The following is an 18177-nucleotide window of genomic DNA, read 5'->3' on the forward strand; positions in this document are numbered from 1 at the left end:
TCGGCGGGCGCCCCTCGTCCGGTTTCCGGCCGGGGATGCGTCCAAGCAGTGAGAGCGGTCTCCTGTCCGGGGCCGGTGTCTGCTTCAATGAGCCCATGGCCGGCTTCCAGCAGCACACCGCGACGGGTCGTCATGACCTCGAGCCGTTCTGGCCTTCCCGTCAGCACCACGACTTCGACCGGGTCTGTCGCCGCGCGACGAACGCGCCGGCCCTCTAAAGCCGTACACCCCGGTCTTCGGCCGGCGCGAACGACGTACGTCCCCCGACGGGCCCGACCACACATCGCGGCCGTCGCCTTCCGACGAACCTCTCGCGCGAAAGAGCTGACCTCTCATGGCGACCACTCGTTCCCTCTACAACGCCTCCACCCTCCCCGCCCCGGCCCTCCCCGCCCGGCACCGCCTCCGTGCGGTGGACCGCGACGAGGTCGTGGACGTCCCGGACTTCCTGCCGCCGGGTGCCACCTGGCTGCCCGTTCCCGAGCACACCCTGCCCACGCTGCCGGGGCAGCCGCCGATGATCGGCTATCTGGTGCTCGTCCCGGCCGACCAGCAGCCGCCGTTCCCGCTCGCGGCGGCGCCCGGCCGGCCGGTGCCCGACGGGGCCACGGCCGCCGGTGAGGCGGGCGTGCGAATCGACCCCGTGCAGCGCACCGCGTGGGTGAGCGGACGGGAACTCGACCTGACCTACCTGGAGTTCGAGCTGCTCGCGCATCTCGTCGCGCACCCGAACCGGGTGCACACCCGCGACCGGCTCGTCACCACCGTGTGGGGCTACGGGCATGTGGGCGACGGCCGTACCGTCGACGTCCACATCGCCCGGCTGCGCCGCAAACTGGGCGCGGAGCACCGCCGGGCGATCCAGACGGTGCGCCGGGTGGGCTACAAGTACACGCCGCCGACCGGTTCGTGATCCTCTGCTGACGGCAGAGCGCGGTTCCCTCCCGGCGGCGGACCGGGCACAGTCACCGGCATGAGACTTCTGGTGCTGGGTGGTACGGAGTTCGCGGGACGGGCCGTCGTCGAGGCGGCCCTCGGGCGCGGCTGGGAGGTGACGGCCTTCAACCGGGGGCGGCACGCGTCCGTCCCCGGCGCGCGGACCCTGGTGGGTGACCGGACCGCGCCCGACGGTCTCGCGGCGCTGGAGGACGGCGAGTGGGACGCCGTCGTCGACACCTGGTCGGCGGCGCCCCGCGCGGTGCACGAGGCGGCGCGGCTGCTGCGGGGCCGCGCCGGCCGGTACGCGTACGTGTCGAGCTGCTCGGTGTACGCCTGGGCCCCGCCCGCCGGGTACGCCGAGGACGCGCCGCTGGTCGAGGGTGCCGAGCCCGACGCCGAGCAGACCGACTACGCCCGCGACAAGCGGGGCGGCGAGCTGGCGGCCGTGGACGCGTTCGGGGCGGCGGACTCCGTGCTGGTGCGGGCCGGGCTGATCCTCGGGCCGTACGAGAACGTCGGCCGGCTGCCCTGGTGGCTGACCCGGATCGCCCGCGGCGGCCCGGTCCTGGCGCCGGGGCCGCGCGAACTGCCCCTGCAGTACGTCGACGTCCGTGACCTCGCCGAGTGGATCCTCGGTGCGGTGGAGGGGGAACTGAGCGGGCCGTTCAACCTGATGAGCCCTCAGGGACACGCGACCATGGGTGAGTTGCTGGAGGAGTGCGTGCGGACCACCGGCGGTCCGGCCGAGCTGTGCTGGACCGCGCCGGAGACCGTCCTCGCCGCGGGCATCGAGCCGTGGACCCAACTGCCCGTGTGGGTGCCGCCGGACAGCGACATGCACGACGCCCTGCACGCGGCGGACGTCTCACGGGCGGTCGCCGCCGGCCTGAGCTGCCGGCCGGTCGGGGAGACCGTCGCCGACACCTGGCGGTGGCTGCGGGAGATCGGCGGCGAGGCGCCGCAGCGTCCGGACCGGACGCGGAAGGGTCTGGACCCGGAGGTGGAGGCGAAGGTGCTGGCGACGGGCGCGCGGTAGCGTCACCGCTGCCCGCGACAGCCGGGTCCCCGCCGTGCCGGCCCCTCCGGACCGGAATCGGTGAATGCCACAACCACCTTTGCTCGTAAGACAGTTGAAGTGGAATTGTCCCGCGGATCTCTCATCGATTTCCGAGACCGCTGAACACCTGCGGGGCGGCGTGCGTATGGAGAGGCGCCGCTTCACTCCTGTCGGGCGCCTCGATGCTGCCCCGCAAGGAAGTCAGAGGAGTTCCATGGGACGCAACACACGTAAACGCCGTTCGTCGATGGCCACGAAGGCCGTGGCAGCATCGGCGGCCCTAGCGCTCGGTGGGGGCGGGCTGATCTGGGCGAACTTCTACGCTTCGGCGCACGAGTCGAAGAACTCGTCGCAGAACCAGACCAAGGCCGCCGCCGCGCAGGTGGCCACCGTCTCCTGCCCCGATGTGGGGCAGAAGCTGACGAACGTGCCCGGCGGGGCGCGTTCGGGGGTCGACAGGGAGCTGGCGAACCTCGACAAGCAGATCACCGAGGCCTACGCCCGGCTCGCCTCCACGCGCCAGGCGCAGGCCAATGACGCGAGCTTCGTGCAGAACGCGATCGTCGGCCCCCTGAAGGAGAAGCGGGCCGCCACGATCGACCGGATCCGCATCAACATCCAGCGCGCGGGCGGCCAGGTCCAGGACCTGAGCCAGCTCGCCGCCTGCACCACGCAGGGCGCGCAGACCAATGCCGGCGGCGGCCAGAACGGCGGCCAGCAGCAGAACGGCGGCGGGCAGCAGAACGGCGGCCAGAACAACGGCGGCCAGAACAACGGTCAGCAGGGCAACGGCGGCCAGGGCGGCAACGGCCCGACGGCGGCGGACTTCGTCGACATCACCAAGGCCCCGCGGAACGCCCAGCTCGGCGTGGGGGCCAACGGTCTGGCCGCGAACGGCAACGGCGGATCGCGCGGCACCTTCACCACCTCCTGCGGCACCAACGGCAACGACAACCACAACACGGACAACGTGATCGTCGCCCCCGGTGTCACCAACGGCGCGCACCACCTGCACGACTACGTCGGCAACCAGAACAACGACGCGTTCGCCAGCGACCAGGAGCTGGCCGCGGCAGAGACCAGCTGCCAGAACCAGGGCGACAAGTCGTCGTACTTCTGGCCGGTGCTGCGCGTGCAGGACGGTTCGCAGGACTTCGACCAGAACAACGACGGCGGCGGCAAGGAGGGCAACGTCGGCAAGATCCTCCAGCCGGCCCAGGCCCAGCTGAAGTTCGTCGGCAACAAGCGGGGCAAGGTCGTCGCGATGCCGACGGCGCTGCGCATCATCACCGGTGACGCCAAGGCCTTCGTCAACGGCAACGGCAACGCCAACGTCAACTGGAGCTGCACCGGCTTCGAGAACAAGGTGCAGCTGGAGGACAAGTACCCGATCTGCCCGCAGGGCAGCCAGGTCGTCCGCACGACCAACTTCCAGAGCTGCTGGGACGGTCAGAACATCGACAGCGCCAACCACCGCACGCACGTGGCGTTCGTGCAGGCCAACGGCACCTGCGCGAACGGTTTCAAGGCGATCCCGCAGCTCCAGGTCCGGCTGGTCTACAACGTCCCGGCGCCCAAGATCCAGAACGGGCAGGTCGTGAACCCCTACGCGGTGGACAGCTTCCCGGAGAACCTGCACAAGCCGATCACCGACCACAACGACTTCATCAACTTCTTCTCCCAGAACACGATGAACAAGATGGTCAACTGCATCAACACCGGCAAGAGGTGCAAGTGAGCGACGGTCCGGCCGGCTTCTGAGAGGCCGGCGGCCTGACCGCACACAGAGAGGCCGGCGGTGAGGATTCCTCACCGCCGGCCTCTCGCGCTGTCCGCGCCCCGCGTCCCGTGACCGGGAACTCCCGGGAACTCAGTGCCCCGAGTGCGTCGCGCCCTCCGAGGGCTCGTGCGCGGAGTGGTCCGTGCCCTCCTCGATGTCGCCGCCGAGCGTGTCCCGCAGCGCCGTGACGGTGCTGGTCTCCTCGCCCACGGCCACCCACTTGCGGCCGACCAGGTAGTGACCGCCGTAGTCCTTGGCCCCGTTGATCCACTCGCGCTGGCCGCGGTCGGTGGCGAAGGTCAGCAGGATGAACTTGCCGTCGGCGTTCTTGCAGATCGCCTGCCGGAGTTCGTCGGCGTCCGTCTGCATGTCGGGCGTGCACTTCACCTCGGCGGCCAGGTGCTCCAGGCTGCCGGTCGCGGTCACCGGTACACCGCTCTCCGTGCCTCCGCCGGCACCACAGCCCGTCAGCACCAGCGCCGCCGCCGCGGCGGCGGCCGCCACGAGCATCCGTCGCGTCACCTTCATCTGTTCCTCCCTGCGAGAGCCTCGCTCTGGATACGGCTCCCGCGCCCGGTCCGCTCAACCTACCCGCGTGCCGAAGACACCCGCGGGCGGCTCGGAGGACCTCGCGGGAGCCGGGAAGCCGTGCCGGAGCGGCCCGGCCGGCGGTGACCATCGCCCGGCTCGCTCGTTCTGCTGGACGTGCAGTCACAGGATGTCGCCCCGCGCCCCGCACCCGGTTCCGCCGCCGACCGGACCGTCGACGTCGAGCAGGCCGAGGCCGCGCTCGTCGAGCACTACCCGCGTCTGGTCCGGCTCGCCTATCTGGTACTGCCCCCCGGCCTCGGCCGCGGCAGGCGCGTCCTCACCGCCCACGCCCTCGTCCAGCGGGCCCTCCCCCGCCGCCGCGCCTCGGCCGCGGTCATCCCGTCCCAGTCCGGCGCCCGCGACGGCGACCCCGGCTACGCCTACGTCCGCCTGCACGTCGTCCGCACGGCGCTGGAGGCGGGACTGCCGCTGAGGCGCCGGGCCCGGCCCAGGCGTGCCCAACTGCCGCCACTGCTGCCCCAGGTGTGGGGGCTGCGGCTCTTCCCGCGCTCGGGCGGGGCCGACGAACTCGCCCTGGACCAGAGGCTGTCCACCCTGTCGGGCCCGGCCCGCGCCGCCTACGTCCTGCGCGGACTGGAGAGGCTCCCCGACGGCGACGTGCGCGAGGTGCTGACCGAAGCCGGCGTCGACGACGCGGGTGCCGCGCTGCGGGAGGCCGACACCGTCCCCGCACGGTACGCGCTGCTCGAGTCCGCCGAGTTCGACCCCTGTGCGCTCCAGGCCCGCCCCACCGACCTGATGCGACGGCGCCAGCACACCAAGGCGGCGCTCGCCGCCGCGGCCGCGCTCGCCGTGTGCGGCGCGCTGGTCGCGCTGCCCGGTGACGGCTGGGGGCCCGACGGTGCGGCCGCCCCGGCGTACGCGCAGAACCCGGCGGCCGAAGCCGCTCTCGACCCGGCGAAGTTGGTGAAGGTCCCGCCCGCCGCCTGGAAGACCTCCGCACGCACCGACTTCTCCGTCTGGCCCGCGCGCGGCGAACTCACCGACGACGACGCGCTGCTGCGCCGCGCCCTCGCCGTCTGGGCCCGCCCCGGCGAGCGGGTCCGCGTCTCCTCGACGCCCGGCACCCCCTCCGGAGGCCCGGCCGGCCCGCCCCAGCTGCTGTACGCGGGCGACACCGCCACGGCCCGCGTGGTCATCCTGTACGACGGTCTGCGCATCGCCCGCTACGCCGAGCCGAAGGACGGCACGACGGGCGCGGCGCTGGACTTCGCGCGGGTGGACGGCGCGACCGGCGCCGAGGCCGCGGCGGTGGTCCTGGACCGGGCCGACGGCAACGTCCGCTACCTGACGGCCCCCTGGGTGTCCGCGGCGGCCGAGCGGGACCTGTCGAAGCCGGGCGCCGGGCTGATGGAGCTGACCCTGGCCGAGGGCATCACCTCGCCGCTGTCCAGCCCCGCCACCCACGCCGGTGCCTGCACGACGTGGAACGTGCTCCAGGTGACCGACGCCTCCGGGTCGTACCTGCTGAGCGATCTCGGTGAGCTGGTGCCCGCCCGGCTGACCGCGGGCCGGCCCACCGCGCCGAAGGAGGCGACGGGCGCGGAGGCGCTGCGCGCCTGGGCGCCGTTCGCCTGCTCCCTGGGCGAGATGCGCGCGCGGGGCGTGCGGTCGGTCAACGCCTGGGCGTACGCGCGCCAGCCGCTGCCCGACGCGGGCGGGCGGGCCGGCTGGGCGTGCACGCGCGCCGACACCTGGCGGGGCGCCGGGAGCCGGGTGCTGGCCCAGTTCCACACTCCGGGCGGCCTGTTCGGGGCGGTCACGGCGCAGGCCGATGACGTTCCGGCCTGCGGACCGCGCGACCCGCACGTCCTGGCCGGGGTGCTGTGGAAGTCCGAGCCGGGCACCTGGTACCTCCTCGCCGCCGGGGACAAGGACACCGAGTCGGTGCGCGCGACGGGCGGGGTGAGCGGGTCCGGTGCGGGCAACCTGCTGGCCGTGCCGACGCGGCAGGGCGCGCAGGCCGCGCTGGAGGGAACGCTGGAGGGCGGCCGGTCGATCCGCGGGCTGCGCTGAGCGCCGTACGAACACCGTGGCCGGTCCCGTCCGTTCGCGTCCGGATTCGATCGGTAAGGTGTTCGCATGACTATCGGGGTTCGCCGCAGGATGGGCGTGGAGGAGCGGCGGCAGCAGCTGATCGGCGTCGCTCTCGAGCTGTTCGCCCGCCGTTCCCCCGACGACGTCTCCATCGACGAGATAGCCGCGGCCGCGGGCATCTCGCGGCCGCTCGTCTACCACTACTTCCCCGGCAAACTCAGCCTGTACGAGGCCGCGTTGAAGCGGGCCTCGGAGGATCTGGCGAGCCGGTTCACCGAGCCGCACGAGGGGCCGCTGGGGGCCCGGCTGCTGCGGGTGATGGGCCGGTACTTCGACTTCGTGGACGCGCACGGCCCCGGGTTCTCGGCCTTGATGCGCGGCGGCCCGGCGGTCGGCTCCTCCACCACGAACGCGCTCGTCGACTCCGTGCGCCAGGCCGCCTACGAGCAGATCCTGTCGCATCTGGGAGTCGCCGAGGCGCCCGCGCGGCTCGAACTGATCGTCCGGTCCTGGATCTCGCTCGCCGAGTCGACCGCGCTGATCTGGCTGGACGGGCGGCGCGTCCCCCGCGAGGAGCTGGAGGTCAAGCTCGTGCGCGACTTCGCCGCCCTCACCGCCGTCACCGCCGCCTACGACGAGGAACTGCGCGCCCTGCTGCGGCCGGTCCTGAGCGAGGAACCGGGCGACGGCCCGTTCGGCGACCTGATGACCCGACTGGTCGCGCTGGCGTCGTAGGACGGGCCGGGACGGCTTCCTAGCCCTCGTGCTTGCGGTACGACGGGTCGAGGTCGCGTACCTCGGCGGAGGCGTGCAGGACCGTTTCGGCCGCGGGCTTCACGTGCTGCCGGAGCAGTTCCAGGACCGTCTCGGTGAGCCTGGCCTTGGTCTCCTCGGTGCGGCCGGCCAGCAGGGCGATGTGGACGTGCACGATGGCGTGGCCCTCGGTGTCGGGGCCGACGACGGCGTCCTCGGTACGGCGGAACCGCGTCTTGCAGGCCGGCGGCTTGGCGGCCGCGATCTCGACCACGGCCCGGTGCAGCGCGGTGGCGAAGCCGGGCCGGTCGAAGTCGTCGGCGAGCCGGTCGGAGTAGTCGACGGTGATCTGCGGCATGGGCACCCCTTCTGGACGGCCCGGTGGTGGGCGACGGGGTCAGCCTATTGCGCGAGCCGCAGCGCCAGCATGGCGATGTCGTCCTCGCGTCCGTGGCCGAAGCAGTCGAGCAGGGTGTCGCACAGGGCGTCCAGGCCGGGCAGGGCGCCGGTGGCGGCGGCGCGCAGGTGTTCCATCGACACGGCGAGGTCGGTGCCCCTGGTCTCGATCAGGCCGTCGGTGACCATGAGGAGCCGGTCGGCGGGGTCGAGGACCAGTTCGGTGGGCGGCGGGTGGGGCACGCCCAGGCCGAGGAGCGGGCCGGCGGCCTTGGCGTAGTCGGCGCCCCTGCCGTCGCGGATGATCAGCGGCGGGATGTGACCGGCGTTGGCGATCCGGATGCGGCCGGTGCCGGGCTCGATCGCCACCAGGCAGAGGGTCGCGGTGACCCCGGGGTGGTAGTGCCGGAGCATCCGGTCCAGCCGTTCGGCCAGCACGGCCGGGTCGCCCTCCTCGACGCAGTGGGCGCGCAGCGCGTGCCGGATCTCCACCATGACGGTGGCCGCCTCCAGGGAGTGCCCGACGACGTCGCCGACCGCGACCAGGTGTCCCTCGGGGGTGCGCAGGGCGGCGTAGAAGTCGCCGCCGATCTCGGCTTCCCGTGACGCCGGCACATAGCGGACGGCGACCTCGACGCCCGGTAGTTCGGGCAGCCGGTGCGGCTGGGGCAGGAAGCTGTGCTGGAGGGTGAGGGCGACGTGCCGCTCGACCTGGTACATGAGCAGCGGTTCGGCGGCGAGGGCGGTGGCCTGGGCGAGCCGGGCCACCAGGGCCTCCCGCTCGGGGTCGACCCGGCGTACGCCGCGGGTGGGGGTGGCGAGGCAGACCGCGGCCCGGCCGTCGGCGGTGGGGATCAGGGCGAGGCGGGCGTCGTGTTCCACGCCGGGCCGGAAGAACCCGGCGGGCCACAGCGGCGCGGGCACGGTGGTGATCCGCACCCCGGTCTGTCCGCGGGTGAGCCGGCGGAGCAGGGCGGCCACGGTCCGGTGGGCGCCGGTGTCGGGCGGCGCGAGGGAGGTGCGGTCGCGGGAGGCGCCGCGGTACAGCTCGTCGTCGGGGCCGAGGACGAAGACGGCGGCGGGGCCCGCGGTGAGGCGGGAGGTGCCGTCGGCGGCGGCTTCGGCGAGTTCCTGCGGGGAGCGGGCCGCCTGGACGGCGGCGATCGTCTCCGACAGCAGGACCAGGCGGCGGGCCAGCAGGTGGTCGTCGGCGCGCAGCCGGGCGGCGCGGACGGCGGCCCGGACGACGGCGTCGACCTCCCCGGGCCGTGCGGGCAGGGCCAGGTGGGCCTCGGCGCCGGCGTCCAGTCCCTGGCAGCGGTCCGCCGGGGAGAGGGTGGTGGCACAGACGTGCACGACGGGCAGTCCGGCCAGGTGCGGGCGGGCCTTGATCCGGCGGCACAGGTCGAAGCCGCTCATGTCGGGCAGGTCCACGTCGACGAGGGCCACGTCGGGCAGGGCGCCCTCGCGCAGCCGTGCGTCGAGTTCGTCGAGTGCCGCGCGGCCGGTGGGGGCCGTGACGACCTGGTGGCCGGCCCGGCGCAGCAGGTTGCCCATGGCGAACCGGGCGGCCGTGGAATCGTCCACGACCAGCACGGTCACCGCGGCTTGCCTGCCGCCTGCCTTCATCGTGTCGCCCCCGGACACAGCGGTGGAGCAGACCGGGTTCGAGGTCTGCTCCACCAAGGTAGTGCGATTTTCAGGGAGTGCGGGTGAATACGGCGACGGTCCGTGCCGGAACGGTGAAGGTGCCGGTGTCCGTCGCGTAGACGGCGGTCCTGACGGTGCTGTCGGCTCCGGCGGCCTGCACCGGGTGCAGGCGGTAGCCGGTTCCGGCGAGCGCGTCGACCCGCTGGTCCTGTGCGTCGGGCGTGGCGTTGAACACGACGACCAGGTCGCCGAGTTCCATGGTGATCACGCCGGGTGTCTCGTCCTTGCCGGACAGCGGGAAGGAGAGCGCCGACTGCACCCGCGCGGCCGTGCCGAGGGAGAACGCCTTCTCCGTCGTGCGGATCCTCAGCAGGTCCTGGTAGGCGGCCGAGGCGCCGGTGATCTGGGCGCAGCCGATCGTGATCTTGGCCAGCAGGGGCTTGGCGTAGGGCCACTTGGGGGCGTTGTCGGCGGCCGGGGGCAGTCCGCGGGCGAAGCCGTTGCCGTCGGCGCAGTTCCAGTGGATCGCGTTGAACCAGTCGCCGCTGTCGTAGGAGTTGCGGTCCAGGGACTTGGAGCGCAGCAGGTCGGTGCCGGCCTGGGAGAGCGCCGGGCCCTGCGAGAGGGTGGCCGTGGCCATCGCCAGGACCTGCATGCGGGCCCGCTCGGCGGCGGAGGTGTCCGCCGGGAGCTTGTAGGCGAGGGCGTCGAAGAGCGATTCGTTGTCGTGGGCGTCGGCGTAGGCGAGGGCGTCGCCGGGGGCGGCGGCGTAGCCGGCCGGGGCGCCGTTGTAGTCGACCTGGGCGCCGGTGACCTGCCGGCCGGACGTGTCGGTGAACCGGTAGGCGGCGAGGTTGCCGCTGAGCCCGACCTTGATCAGGTCCTGGTAGTGCAGCAGGCGGGCCTTCTGTTCGGCGGGAGTGCCGTTGGCGGCGGCGGGGTTGGGGTCGGTGTAGAGGCCGGATGCGAAGCCCTGGACGCCCGGGTCCTCGTCGAAGGGGCCGCCGCCGCGGACGGCGTCGCGGGCGCGGTCGGAGAAGGTGGCGATGCCGGTGCCGGCCATGTTCTTCTGGGTGGCCTGGACGAAGCGGGTGTCGTCGGCGACCTCGCCGAAGTTCCAGCCCTCGCCGTAGAGGACGATCTCCTTGCCGTCGACGCCGTCCCTGGCGGGGGTCAGCGCGTCCAGGGCCCTGCGGACCGCGAGGATGTTGGCCTTGGGGTGGTGGCCCATGAGGTCGAAGCGGAAGCCGTCGACCTTGTACTCCTTCGCCCAGGTGACGATCGAGTCGACGACCAGCTTGCCCATCATGGCGTTCTCGGTGGCGGTGTTGGCGCAGCAGGTGCTGTCGGCGACCGAGCCGTCGGCCAGCAGCCGCTGGTAGTAGCCGGGCACCACCTTGTCGAGCACGCTGGTGGACGCCTGCCCGGCCGCGGCGGTGTGGTTGTAGACGACGTCCATGACGACGCGCAGGCCGTCCTGGTTGAGCGCCTTGACCATCTCGCGGAACTCGACGGTACGGGCCGTGCCGTCGGGGTCGGTGGCGTAGGAGCCCTCGGGGACCGTGTAGTGGTAGGGGTCGTACCCCCAGTTGTAGGCGTCCTTCGCGGCGGCCTTCGCCACGCACTCCTGCTGCTTGTCGGAGTCGGCCGGGTAGGAGGCGAGGTCGCAGTCGGCGGTCGCCCGGTCGGCCTTCTTCTCGGGGATGGTGGCGATGTCGAAGACGGGCAGCAGGTGGACGTACGACGTGCCGGACTTCGCCAGCTGCCGCAGGTGCGCGGAGCCGTCGCTGTCCTTGTCGGTGAAGGCGAGGTAGGTACCGGGGTCGTCGGCCGTCGGGTCGGCCACCGAGAAGTCCCGGACGTGCAGTTCCTGGATCTGGGCGTCCTTGAGGGGGACGGCCGCGGGCTTGGCCAGCTTCGACCAGCCCTCGGGGGCGAGCGCCCTGTCGTCGAGGTCGACGACCAGGCTGCGCGCGGAGTTCGCGGTCAGGGCGACCGAGTAGGGGTCGGTGACCTTGTTGGTGACGACCTGGCGGACGCCGGGTGCCCACACCGTGACCGCGTACCGGTACGGCTTGTTCTTCCAGGACTTCGGGCCGGTCACGGACCAGACGCCGGTGGCGTCGTCGCGCTTCATCTTGACGGTGGAGCCGCCGATCTCCAGGGCGACCTTCTGCGCGGTCGGCGCCCAGACGGCCAGGGTGGGACGGCCGGCGCGGAACGTCGGGCCCAGGTCGGCCTGGGTCGCGCCCGCGTAGAGGTCGTCGAGGACGCCCGCGGTCTGCACCCCGGTGGCGGCGAGGACCGCGCCGTTCACGGCCCGCTGGGAGGCGACGAGCTGGCCGCGCAGGGCCTCGCGGACGCGGTCGCGGTCACGGGGGTCGACGGTCCAGGCGGTGGAGTCCTTCAGGTGCGGGAACTTCGCCTTCTGGGTGTCGGTGAGGGTGCTCTTCGCAAGCCGCAGCCAGCGCTGGTCGGCGCCGGTGAGCGTGCCGTCCTTCGCCGTGATCGAGCCGGTGCGCGAGTACAGCAGCTGGGTGGAGGCGGCCGCGTCGGAGCCGTTCCAGGCGACGGTGTTCCGGTCGATCCAGACCGCCTTGGAGGTGGTGAGGTCGAGGGCGGCGGCGGAGCCGGCCGGCTGCGGCAGGAGGTGCTTCTCCTGGCCGTTCAGCAGCCACACCTCGTGGCCGTTCGCCGTGAGGTCCAGCGACCGGTCGGTGGGGAGGTCCTTCTCGTCACCTTTGTGGAGGATGTAGCCGAGGCTGGTGGCGCCCTCGGTGAGCGGCACCTCGAAGACCGCGCCGTAGCTGTCGGTCCGCACCGGCTTCAGCGGGTTCGACCACTCGGTGGGGTTCGCGGCGCCCGTCCAGGTGTGCAGGCCCCAGCCGTCGTAGTTCCCGTCGGCCCGGTGGTAGTGCAGGACGGCCTTGCTCTTGTCCTGCGCCGGGTACGCGGGCCGTTCGGTGAGGACGGTCTCCTTGCCCTGCTCGATCCAGATCTCGCCGGTCTTCGTGACGTCGATCGTGCGGTCGGCGGAGACGTCTTTGTTTCCCTGTCCGTCGATGACGAGGAAGCCGACGCCGGACGCGCCCGGCTTCAGCTTGACGTAGGCGAAGGCGCCGTACGCGTCGCGGCCGGTGAAGGGGTGGCTGTCGGGCCAGTTCGTGGACTCGCCGTCGGCGAGGTCGCCCCAGGCGTACAGGCCCCAGTCCGCGTAGTCGCCGTCGGTGCGCTTGTAGTGGACGACCGCGTAGTCGCGGGAGGAGGCGGTGGGGATCTCGGGGGCGGGCGGGGTGCCGGTGGCGGAGGCGGCGGTCGCGCTCGCCGTGCGACCGGCCGAGTCGATCACCACGGCCTTGTAGCGCAGGGCGGTGCCGGGGGGCACGTCCTCGCCGATGACCTGCGTGACCTTGTAGGGGGCGTGGTCGGCGGAGCCGAGCGTGCGCCACGGGCCGTTGCCCACCTGGGCGGCGAAGACGACGCGGTTGAGCCGGCCGCCGTCCACGTCGGCGCTCAGCTCGACGGTGCCGGTGGCGCCGGCGGCCGGGGCCCGGAGGGTGACGGTGGGCTTCGTGGCCGGCGCGGCGGGCTTCCCGGCCGCCTTGAGGACGATCGCCGAGCCCGCCGGGACGTTCACGGTGATCTCCTTGCCGACGTCCGAGGTGACGGTCGCGGAGGTGCCGTAGAGCCCGCGGAAGGCGGTGTCCGCCGAACCGGTCGCGAAGGTCGCCGACTTCGGCCCGCTCGCGTTGTTGAAGGCGACGACGTACTCGGTGCCGGTCTTCGCGTCCGTGCGGGAGAAGGCGTAGACGCCCGCGCCGTCCGCCGCGTACCGCTCGGTCTGGATGCCGTCGGTGAGGGCCGGGTTGGCCTTGCGGAGCCCGGCGAGGGTGCTGATCTGCCGGTAGAGCGGGGCGCCGGTGTCGTAGGCGTCGCTCGCGTGGGTGCGGTCGGTGCCGATCTCGTCGTCGTCGAGGTAGTCGGCGGTCTTCGAGGCGAACATCGTCTGGCGGGCGTCCTTGTCGCCGCCGGCGCCGGTGAAGCCCTGCTCGTCGCCGTAGTAGACGACGGGGTTGCCGCGGCTGAGGAACATCAGCTCGTTGGCGAGCCGGTCCTTGGCGAGGAGTTCGGCGTCCGTGGCCTTCGGGTTGTCCTGGGTCAGGAAGGTGCCGAAGCGGCCCATGTCGTGGTTGCCGAGGAAGGTGACCTGCTCGTAGGCGTTGGCCTTGTCGGTGGTGTACCGGTAGTCGTCACCGAAGACGGAGGCCAGCTTCTTCGCGCTGCCGCCCTGGGAGGCGTACTGGCGGGCCGCCTCCTGGAAGGGGAAGTCGAGGGTGGCGTCGAGGCGGCCCTGGGTGACGTACGGGGAGGTGACGGCGGTGTCGGCGGAGTAGACCTCGCCGAACATGAAGAAGTCGTCGCGGCCCCGCTTCGCCGCGTAGGCGTCGAGGGCCGTGGCCCACTGCGTCCAGAACTCCATGTTCACGTGCTTGACGGTGTCGATGCGGAAGCCGTCGACGCCGAAGTCCCGCACCCAGCGCTGGTAGATCCTCTCCATGCCCCGGACGACCTCGGGACGCTCGGTCCACAGGTCGTCGAGGCCGGAGAAGTCGCCGTACGTCGAACTCTCGCCGGCGAAGGTCGAGTCGCCCCGGTTGTGGTACATCGTGGGGTCGTTGAGCCAGGAGGGGACCTTGAGGTTCTTCTTCGCCGAGGGCACGGTGGGGGTGCGCGGGAAGGCGCCGGCGTCGACCTCGGGGAAGTCCTTCGTGCCCGCGTGGTCGGCGTCGTCGAAGGGCTCGCCGTCCTCGGTGAGGTACGGGAAGGCGCCCTTGGCGAGGTAGCCGTAGGACTTCTCCTCGTAGTCGACGACGTCGGCGGTGTGGTTGGTGATGACGTCGAAGAAGACCTTCATACCCTTGGCGTGCGCCTTGTCGATGAGGGTTTCGAGGTCCTCGTTGGTGCCGAAGTGCGGGTCGACCTGGGTGAAGTCGGTGATCCAGTAGCCGTGGTAGCCGGCCGAGGCGTCCTTGCCGGTGCCCTGGACGGGCTGGTTCTTGAAGAGGGGCGCCATCCACAGGGCGGTGGTGCCGAGCCCCTTGATGTAGTCGAGGCGCTGCGTCAGGCCCTTGAGGTCGCCGCCCTGGTAGAAGCCCTTGTCGGTGGGGTCGTAGCCGGTGGCGAGACGGGAACCGGTCAGGCCGCCCTTGTCGTTGGCGGTGTCGCCGTTGGCGAAACGGTCCGGCAGGACGAAGTAGAACTGCTCGCGGGTGAGGTCGTGCCGGGCGGCGGTCTTCGCCAGCGCCGCGTCGGAGGGCGGCGGGGGCGGGGTGGCGGCGCGGGCGGCGAGCGGCTGCACGAGGGCTGCCGCGAGGGCTGCCGCGGTGACCGCGGCGACCCGCCCGGCACGGTGGGTGCGGCGCGTCCCGGGCGCCGGCCATCTCGGTGTCACAGGTGTGAACTCCTTGCGATTACGGCTCATTGGGTCCGACCCCTGCGCCACGGGACGGCTGCGTCGCCGGGCGCCGGCGCGACCGTAACCCCGGCGAAAGGCTTACAGCAAGGGCCGTGAAAGACTCGGTAAGAAATTTCACGACCCTTGCTGTCACGCGGTCAGGTCACACGGTCAGCAGCTGGACTTGCCCGCGTAGACGGCGAGCGCCGTGTTCGCGGCCAGGGTGGCGGTGAACTGGCCGCTCGAATCGACCGTCACCGTCGTGTTGTTCTGCACGTTGCAGTACGTCCCGGCGGGCAGCGAGGTCTGGTAGGTCCGGCTCAGGGAACCGCTCTCGTGGTTGATCGCGACGTAGCCCTTGGAGCCCCGGCCGAAGGCGATCGCGTCGCCGCCGTTGTCCCACCAGTTGGTCACCGACTGGCCGCGGGTGGCGTTGCGGAAGGCGACCATGCGCTGGATCTCCGGCCAGGCGTGCTGGCACTTCCAGCCGTTCTGCCAGCATGCGGTCACGGAGCCGCCGTTCGGCGGGCCGGCGTCGGTGTCGGAGAACTCGTAACCGGAGTTGATGTCCGGGGCGCCGTAGGGCCAGGCCAGCATGAAGACGTTGGCCAGCGTGTAGGTGGCGCCGTCCTTGTAGCTGAGTGTGGAGCCGTTGCGCTCGGTGTCGTGGTTGTCGACGAAGACGCCGGAGACGGAGCTGTTCATGTAGCCCCAGCCCTCGCCGTAGTTCTTCAGGTAGGCGAGGTTCTCGTTGTTGAAGACCCGCTTGAGGTCGTAGGCGTACCGGAACTCCTGGACGTCGCCGTTGCCGGTGTACTCGGTGGGCTGGACGGCCTCGCCGCTGCCGTAGATGACCTCCTGCTTCCAGTAGGCGTTCGGGTTGGTCAGCCGGGACTTGATGTTGGCGAGGTCGGCGGCGGCGATGTGCTTGGCCCCGTCGATGCGGAAGCCGTCGACCCCGAGGGAGAGCAGGTCGTTCAGGTACGCGGCGATCGTCTTGCGGACGTACTCCTCGCCGGTGTCCAGGTCGGCGAGGCCGACCAGTTCGCAGTTCTGGACGTTCCAGCGGTCGGCGTAGTTGGTGACCTGCGAGGTGCAGTTGTCGAAGTCGTACGAGGAGTACAGGGCGGGGTAGTTGTACTTCGTGTACGACGAGCCGCCGGTGCCGGTGCCGCTGCCCGCGGACATGTGGTTGACGACGGAGTCCACGACGACCTTCACGCCCGCCGCGTGACAGGTGTTCACCATGTTCTGGAAGGCCGCGCGGTCGCCGAGACGTCCGGCGATCTTGTAGCTGACCGGCTGGTACGACGTCCACCACTGCGCGCCCTGTATGTGCTCGGCGGGCGGGGAGACCTGCACGTATCCGTAGCCGGCGGGGCCGAGGGCGGTGGTGCACTCCTTGGCGACGGAGGCGAAGTTCCACTCGAAGAGGACGGCCGTGACGTCCTTGGTGCCGGGCGGGGAGGCCTGCGCCAAAGACGGGGTCATGACAAGGGCGGCAGCCGAGAGGGCGAGCGCCCCGGAGAGGGTTCTGCGTGCCATGTGGGGTTCCTTCGACGTTGAAGGTTCTTGCTGAAAGATTCCAGCAACCTTGCGGTGACGCAGATGTTAAAGGCCCGCTGCCTGAAAAGGCAGCGGGCCGGGAGAAGTTGATGCAAGAAGTTTCGCGGGGCCGTCAGGCCGTGGCGGACCGGACCGTCAGAACGGGACGGACCGGACCGTCAGGTCATGTCGGACCGCACCGGACCGTCAGGCCGTGGTGAACCACACCGTCGTGTCCGCCGGAAGCCTCGTGCCGCCGTCCGCCTCGGCCGGCTCACCGCTGGCGAGCAGGACACGGCCGTAGGACGGGATCGTCACCGGCTCACCGGTGGTGTTGGCGACGCACACGAACTCGCCGCGCCGGAACGCCAGGACGCCCTCGGGCGCGCGCAGCCACTCCACCGAGTCGCCCGCCCCGAGGTCCGGCCGGGACCGGCGCAGCGCCAGCGCCGAGCGGTACAGCTCCAGCGTCGAGCCGGGCACGCCCTGCTGCGCCTCGATGCTCAGCTCGCCCCACCCCTCGGGCTGCGGCAGCCAGCTGCCGCCACCGCCGAAGCCGTACGACGAGCCCTCGCGGGTCCACGGGATCGGGACCCGGCAGCCGTCGCGGAAGCCGTCCTGGCCTGCGCCGCGGAAGTACGCCGGGTCCTGCCGGACCTCGTCGGGCAGGTCGACGACGTCCGGCAGGCCCAGTTCCTCGCCCTGGTAGACGTACGCCGAGCCGGGCAGCGCCAGCATCAGCAGGCTGGCCGCGCGGGCGCGCCTGAGGCCGAGGGCGCGGTCGCCCGCCGTGCGGATCTGGGTGCCGAGGCCGGGCGGGTTGGCGAAGCGGGTGGCGTGCCGGGTGACGTCGTGGTTGGAGAGCACCCAGGTGGCCGGGGCACCGACCGGGCGCATGGCCTCCAGGGTGCGGTCGACGACCTGGCGCAGCTCCTTGGCGTCCCACTCCGTCGCCAGGTACTGGAAGTTGAAGGCCTGGTGCAGTTCGTCGGGGCGGACGTAGTTGGCGGTCCGCTCGACGGTCGGGGTCCACGCCTCGGCGACAAAAATGCGCTCGCCGGCGTACTCGTCGAGGACCAGGCGCCACTGCCGGTAGACCTCGTGCACGCCGTCCTGGTCGAAGAACGGCATGACATCGTTGCCCAGCAGCTTGAGCTGGTCGTGGGAACCCAGGTCGGGCAGGCCCTCCGCCTTCACCAGGCCGTGCGCCACGTCGATGCGGAAGCCGTCGACGCCCATGTCGAGCCAGAACCGCAGGATGGAGCGGAACTCGTCGCCGACGGCCGGGTGTTCCCAGTTGAAGTCGGGCTGTTCGGGCGCGAAGAGGTGCAGGTACCACTCGCCGGGCGTGCCGTCGGGCTCGGTCACCCGGGTCCAGGCCGGGCCGCCGAAGATGGACTCCCAGTCGTTGGGCGGCAGTTCGCCGCCCGCGCCCTTGCCGGGGCGGAAGTGGTAGCGGTCGCGCAGCGCGGAGCCGGGGCCCTCGGCGAGCGCCCGCTTGAACCACTCGTGCTGGTCGGAGGAGTGGTTGGGGACCAGGTCGACGATGATCCTCAGGCCCAGTCCGTGGGCGTCGCGGATCAGGGCGTCGGCGTCCAGGAGGTTGCCGAACATCGGGTCGACGGCACGGTAGTCGGCGACGTCGTAGCCGGCGTCGGCCTGCGGCGAGGCGTAGAAGGGGCTCAGCCACACGGCGTCCACGCCGAGGTCGCGCAGGTACGGGAGGCGGGAGCGTACGCCCTCCAGGTCGCCCATGCCGTCGCCGTTGCTGTCGGCGAAACTGCGCGGGTACACCTGGTAGATGACCGCGTCCCGCCACCAGTCGCCGCGCTGCGCGACGGTGGCGACGGCCGGGACGGGCCGGGTGGTCGGGGCCGGGGCGGCGGAGTGCTGCTGGCTCATGGCTTCCTTGATGCGGTGGGGGTCCCCCGCTCGAGCGAGGTCGGGAGGGGG

Annotated in this window: 12 protein-coding genes; 6 read left to right on the forward strand and 6 right to left on the reverse strand. The window is 72.0% G+C overall.

Features of this window, described 5'->3' with window-relative positions:
* Window positions 1-35: 35 nt before the first annotated feature.
* The 4 genes from AB0N31_RS26000 to AB0N31_RS26015 all read left to right on the forward strand — a co-directional run bounded on the left by AB0N31_RS26000 (window position 36) and on the right by AB0N31_RS26015 (window position 3734).
* Complete coding sequence (locus AB0N31_RS26000) at window positions 36-218, forward strand: hypothetical protein (protein ID WP_366060837.1); 183 nt, start codon at window positions 36-38, stop codon at window positions 216-218.
* A 116-nt stretch (window positions 219-334) separates the two neighbouring features.
* A complete protein-coding gene (locus tag AB0N31_RS26005) occupies window positions 335-913 on the forward strand; it encodes a winged helix-turn-helix domain-containing protein (protein WP_366060838.1) in 579 nt (192 codons plus the stop codon).
* Between the two features lie 60 nt (window positions 914-973).
* Window positions 974-1975: an NAD-dependent epimerase/dehydratase family protein gene (locus AB0N31_RS26010; protein ID WP_366060839.1), complete on the forward strand. Its 1002-nt coding sequence runs from the start codon at window positions 974-976 to the stop codon at window positions 1973-1975.
* A gap of 235 nt (window positions 1976-2210) precedes the next feature.
* On the forward strand, window positions 2211-3734 hold the full coding sequence (locus tag AB0N31_RS26015) for a DUF1996 domain-containing protein (protein WP_366060840.1): 1524 nt from the start codon (window positions 2211-2213) through the stop codon (window positions 3732-3734).
* A gap of 132 nt (window positions 3735-3866) precedes the next feature.
* On the opposite strand, the gene AB0N31_RS26020 is transcribed toward AB0N31_RS26015, so the two are convergent.
* Entirely contained in the window at window positions 3867-4304 is a 438-nt protein-coding gene (locus AB0N31_RS26020) for a hypothetical protein (RefSeq protein WP_366060841.1), read from the reverse strand.
* Window positions 4305-4481: 177 nt separating this feature from the next.
* On the opposite strand from AB0N31_RS26020, the gene AB0N31_RS26025 reads away from it, so the two are divergent.
* Both AB0N31_RS26025 and AB0N31_RS26030 read left to right on the forward strand, forming a co-directional pair.
* Window positions 4482-6404, forward strand: a complete 1923-nt coding sequence (locus tag AB0N31_RS26025; RefSeq protein ID WP_366060842.1) for a hypothetical protein — start codon at window positions 4482-4484, stop codon at window positions 6402-6404.
* Window positions 6405-6470: 66 nt separating this feature from the next.
* Window positions 6471-7160: a TetR/AcrR family transcriptional regulator gene (locus AB0N31_RS26030; protein WP_366060843.1), complete on the forward strand. Its 690-nt coding sequence runs from the start codon at window positions 6471-6473 to the stop codon at window positions 7158-7160.
* A 19-nt stretch (window positions 7161-7179) separates the two neighbouring features.
* Here the strand turns inward: AB0N31_RS26030 and AB0N31_RS26035 are convergent, their stop codons facing one another.
* The 5 genes from AB0N31_RS26035 to AB0N31_RS26055 all read right to left on the reverse strand — a co-directional run bounded on the left by AB0N31_RS26035 (window position 7180) and on the right by AB0N31_RS26055 (window position 18126).
* Entirely contained in the window at window positions 7180-7536 is a 357-nt protein-coding gene (locus AB0N31_RS26035) for a 5-carboxymethyl-2-hydroxymuconate Delta-isomerase (protein WP_366060844.1), read from the reverse strand.
* Between the two features lie 44 nt (window positions 7537-7580).
* A complete protein-coding gene (locus AB0N31_RS26040; RefSeq protein WP_366060862.1) occupies window positions 7581-9203 on the reverse strand; it encodes a fused response regulator/phosphatase in 1623 nt (540 codons plus the stop codon).
* A 70-nt stretch (window positions 9204-9273) separates the two neighbouring features.
* Window positions 9274-14676, reverse strand: coding sequence for a pullulanase-type alpha-1,6-glucosidase (pulA, locus tag AB0N31_RS26045; protein ID WP_366060845.1), 5403 nt, complete (start codon window positions 14674-14676; stop codon window positions 9274-9276).
* Window positions 14677-14850: 174 nt separating this feature from the next.
* Window positions 14851-16224, reverse strand: coding sequence for an alpha-amylase family protein (locus AB0N31_RS26050; protein WP_366060846.1), 1374 nt, complete (start codon window positions 16222-16224; stop codon window positions 14851-14853).
* 207 nt (window positions 16225-16431) lie between these two features.
* Entirely contained in the window at window positions 16432-18126 is a 1695-nt protein-coding gene (locus tag AB0N31_RS26055) for a glycoside hydrolase family 13 protein (protein ID WP_366060847.1), read from the reverse strand.
* Window positions 18127-18177 lie beyond the last annotated feature (51 nt).

The sequence above is a fragment of the Streptomyces sp. NPDC051051 genome, assembly GCF_040682975.1.
In the GTDB taxonomy this organism is placed as follows: Bacteria; Actinomycetota; Actinomycetes; order Streptomycetales; family Streptomycetaceae; genus Streptomyces.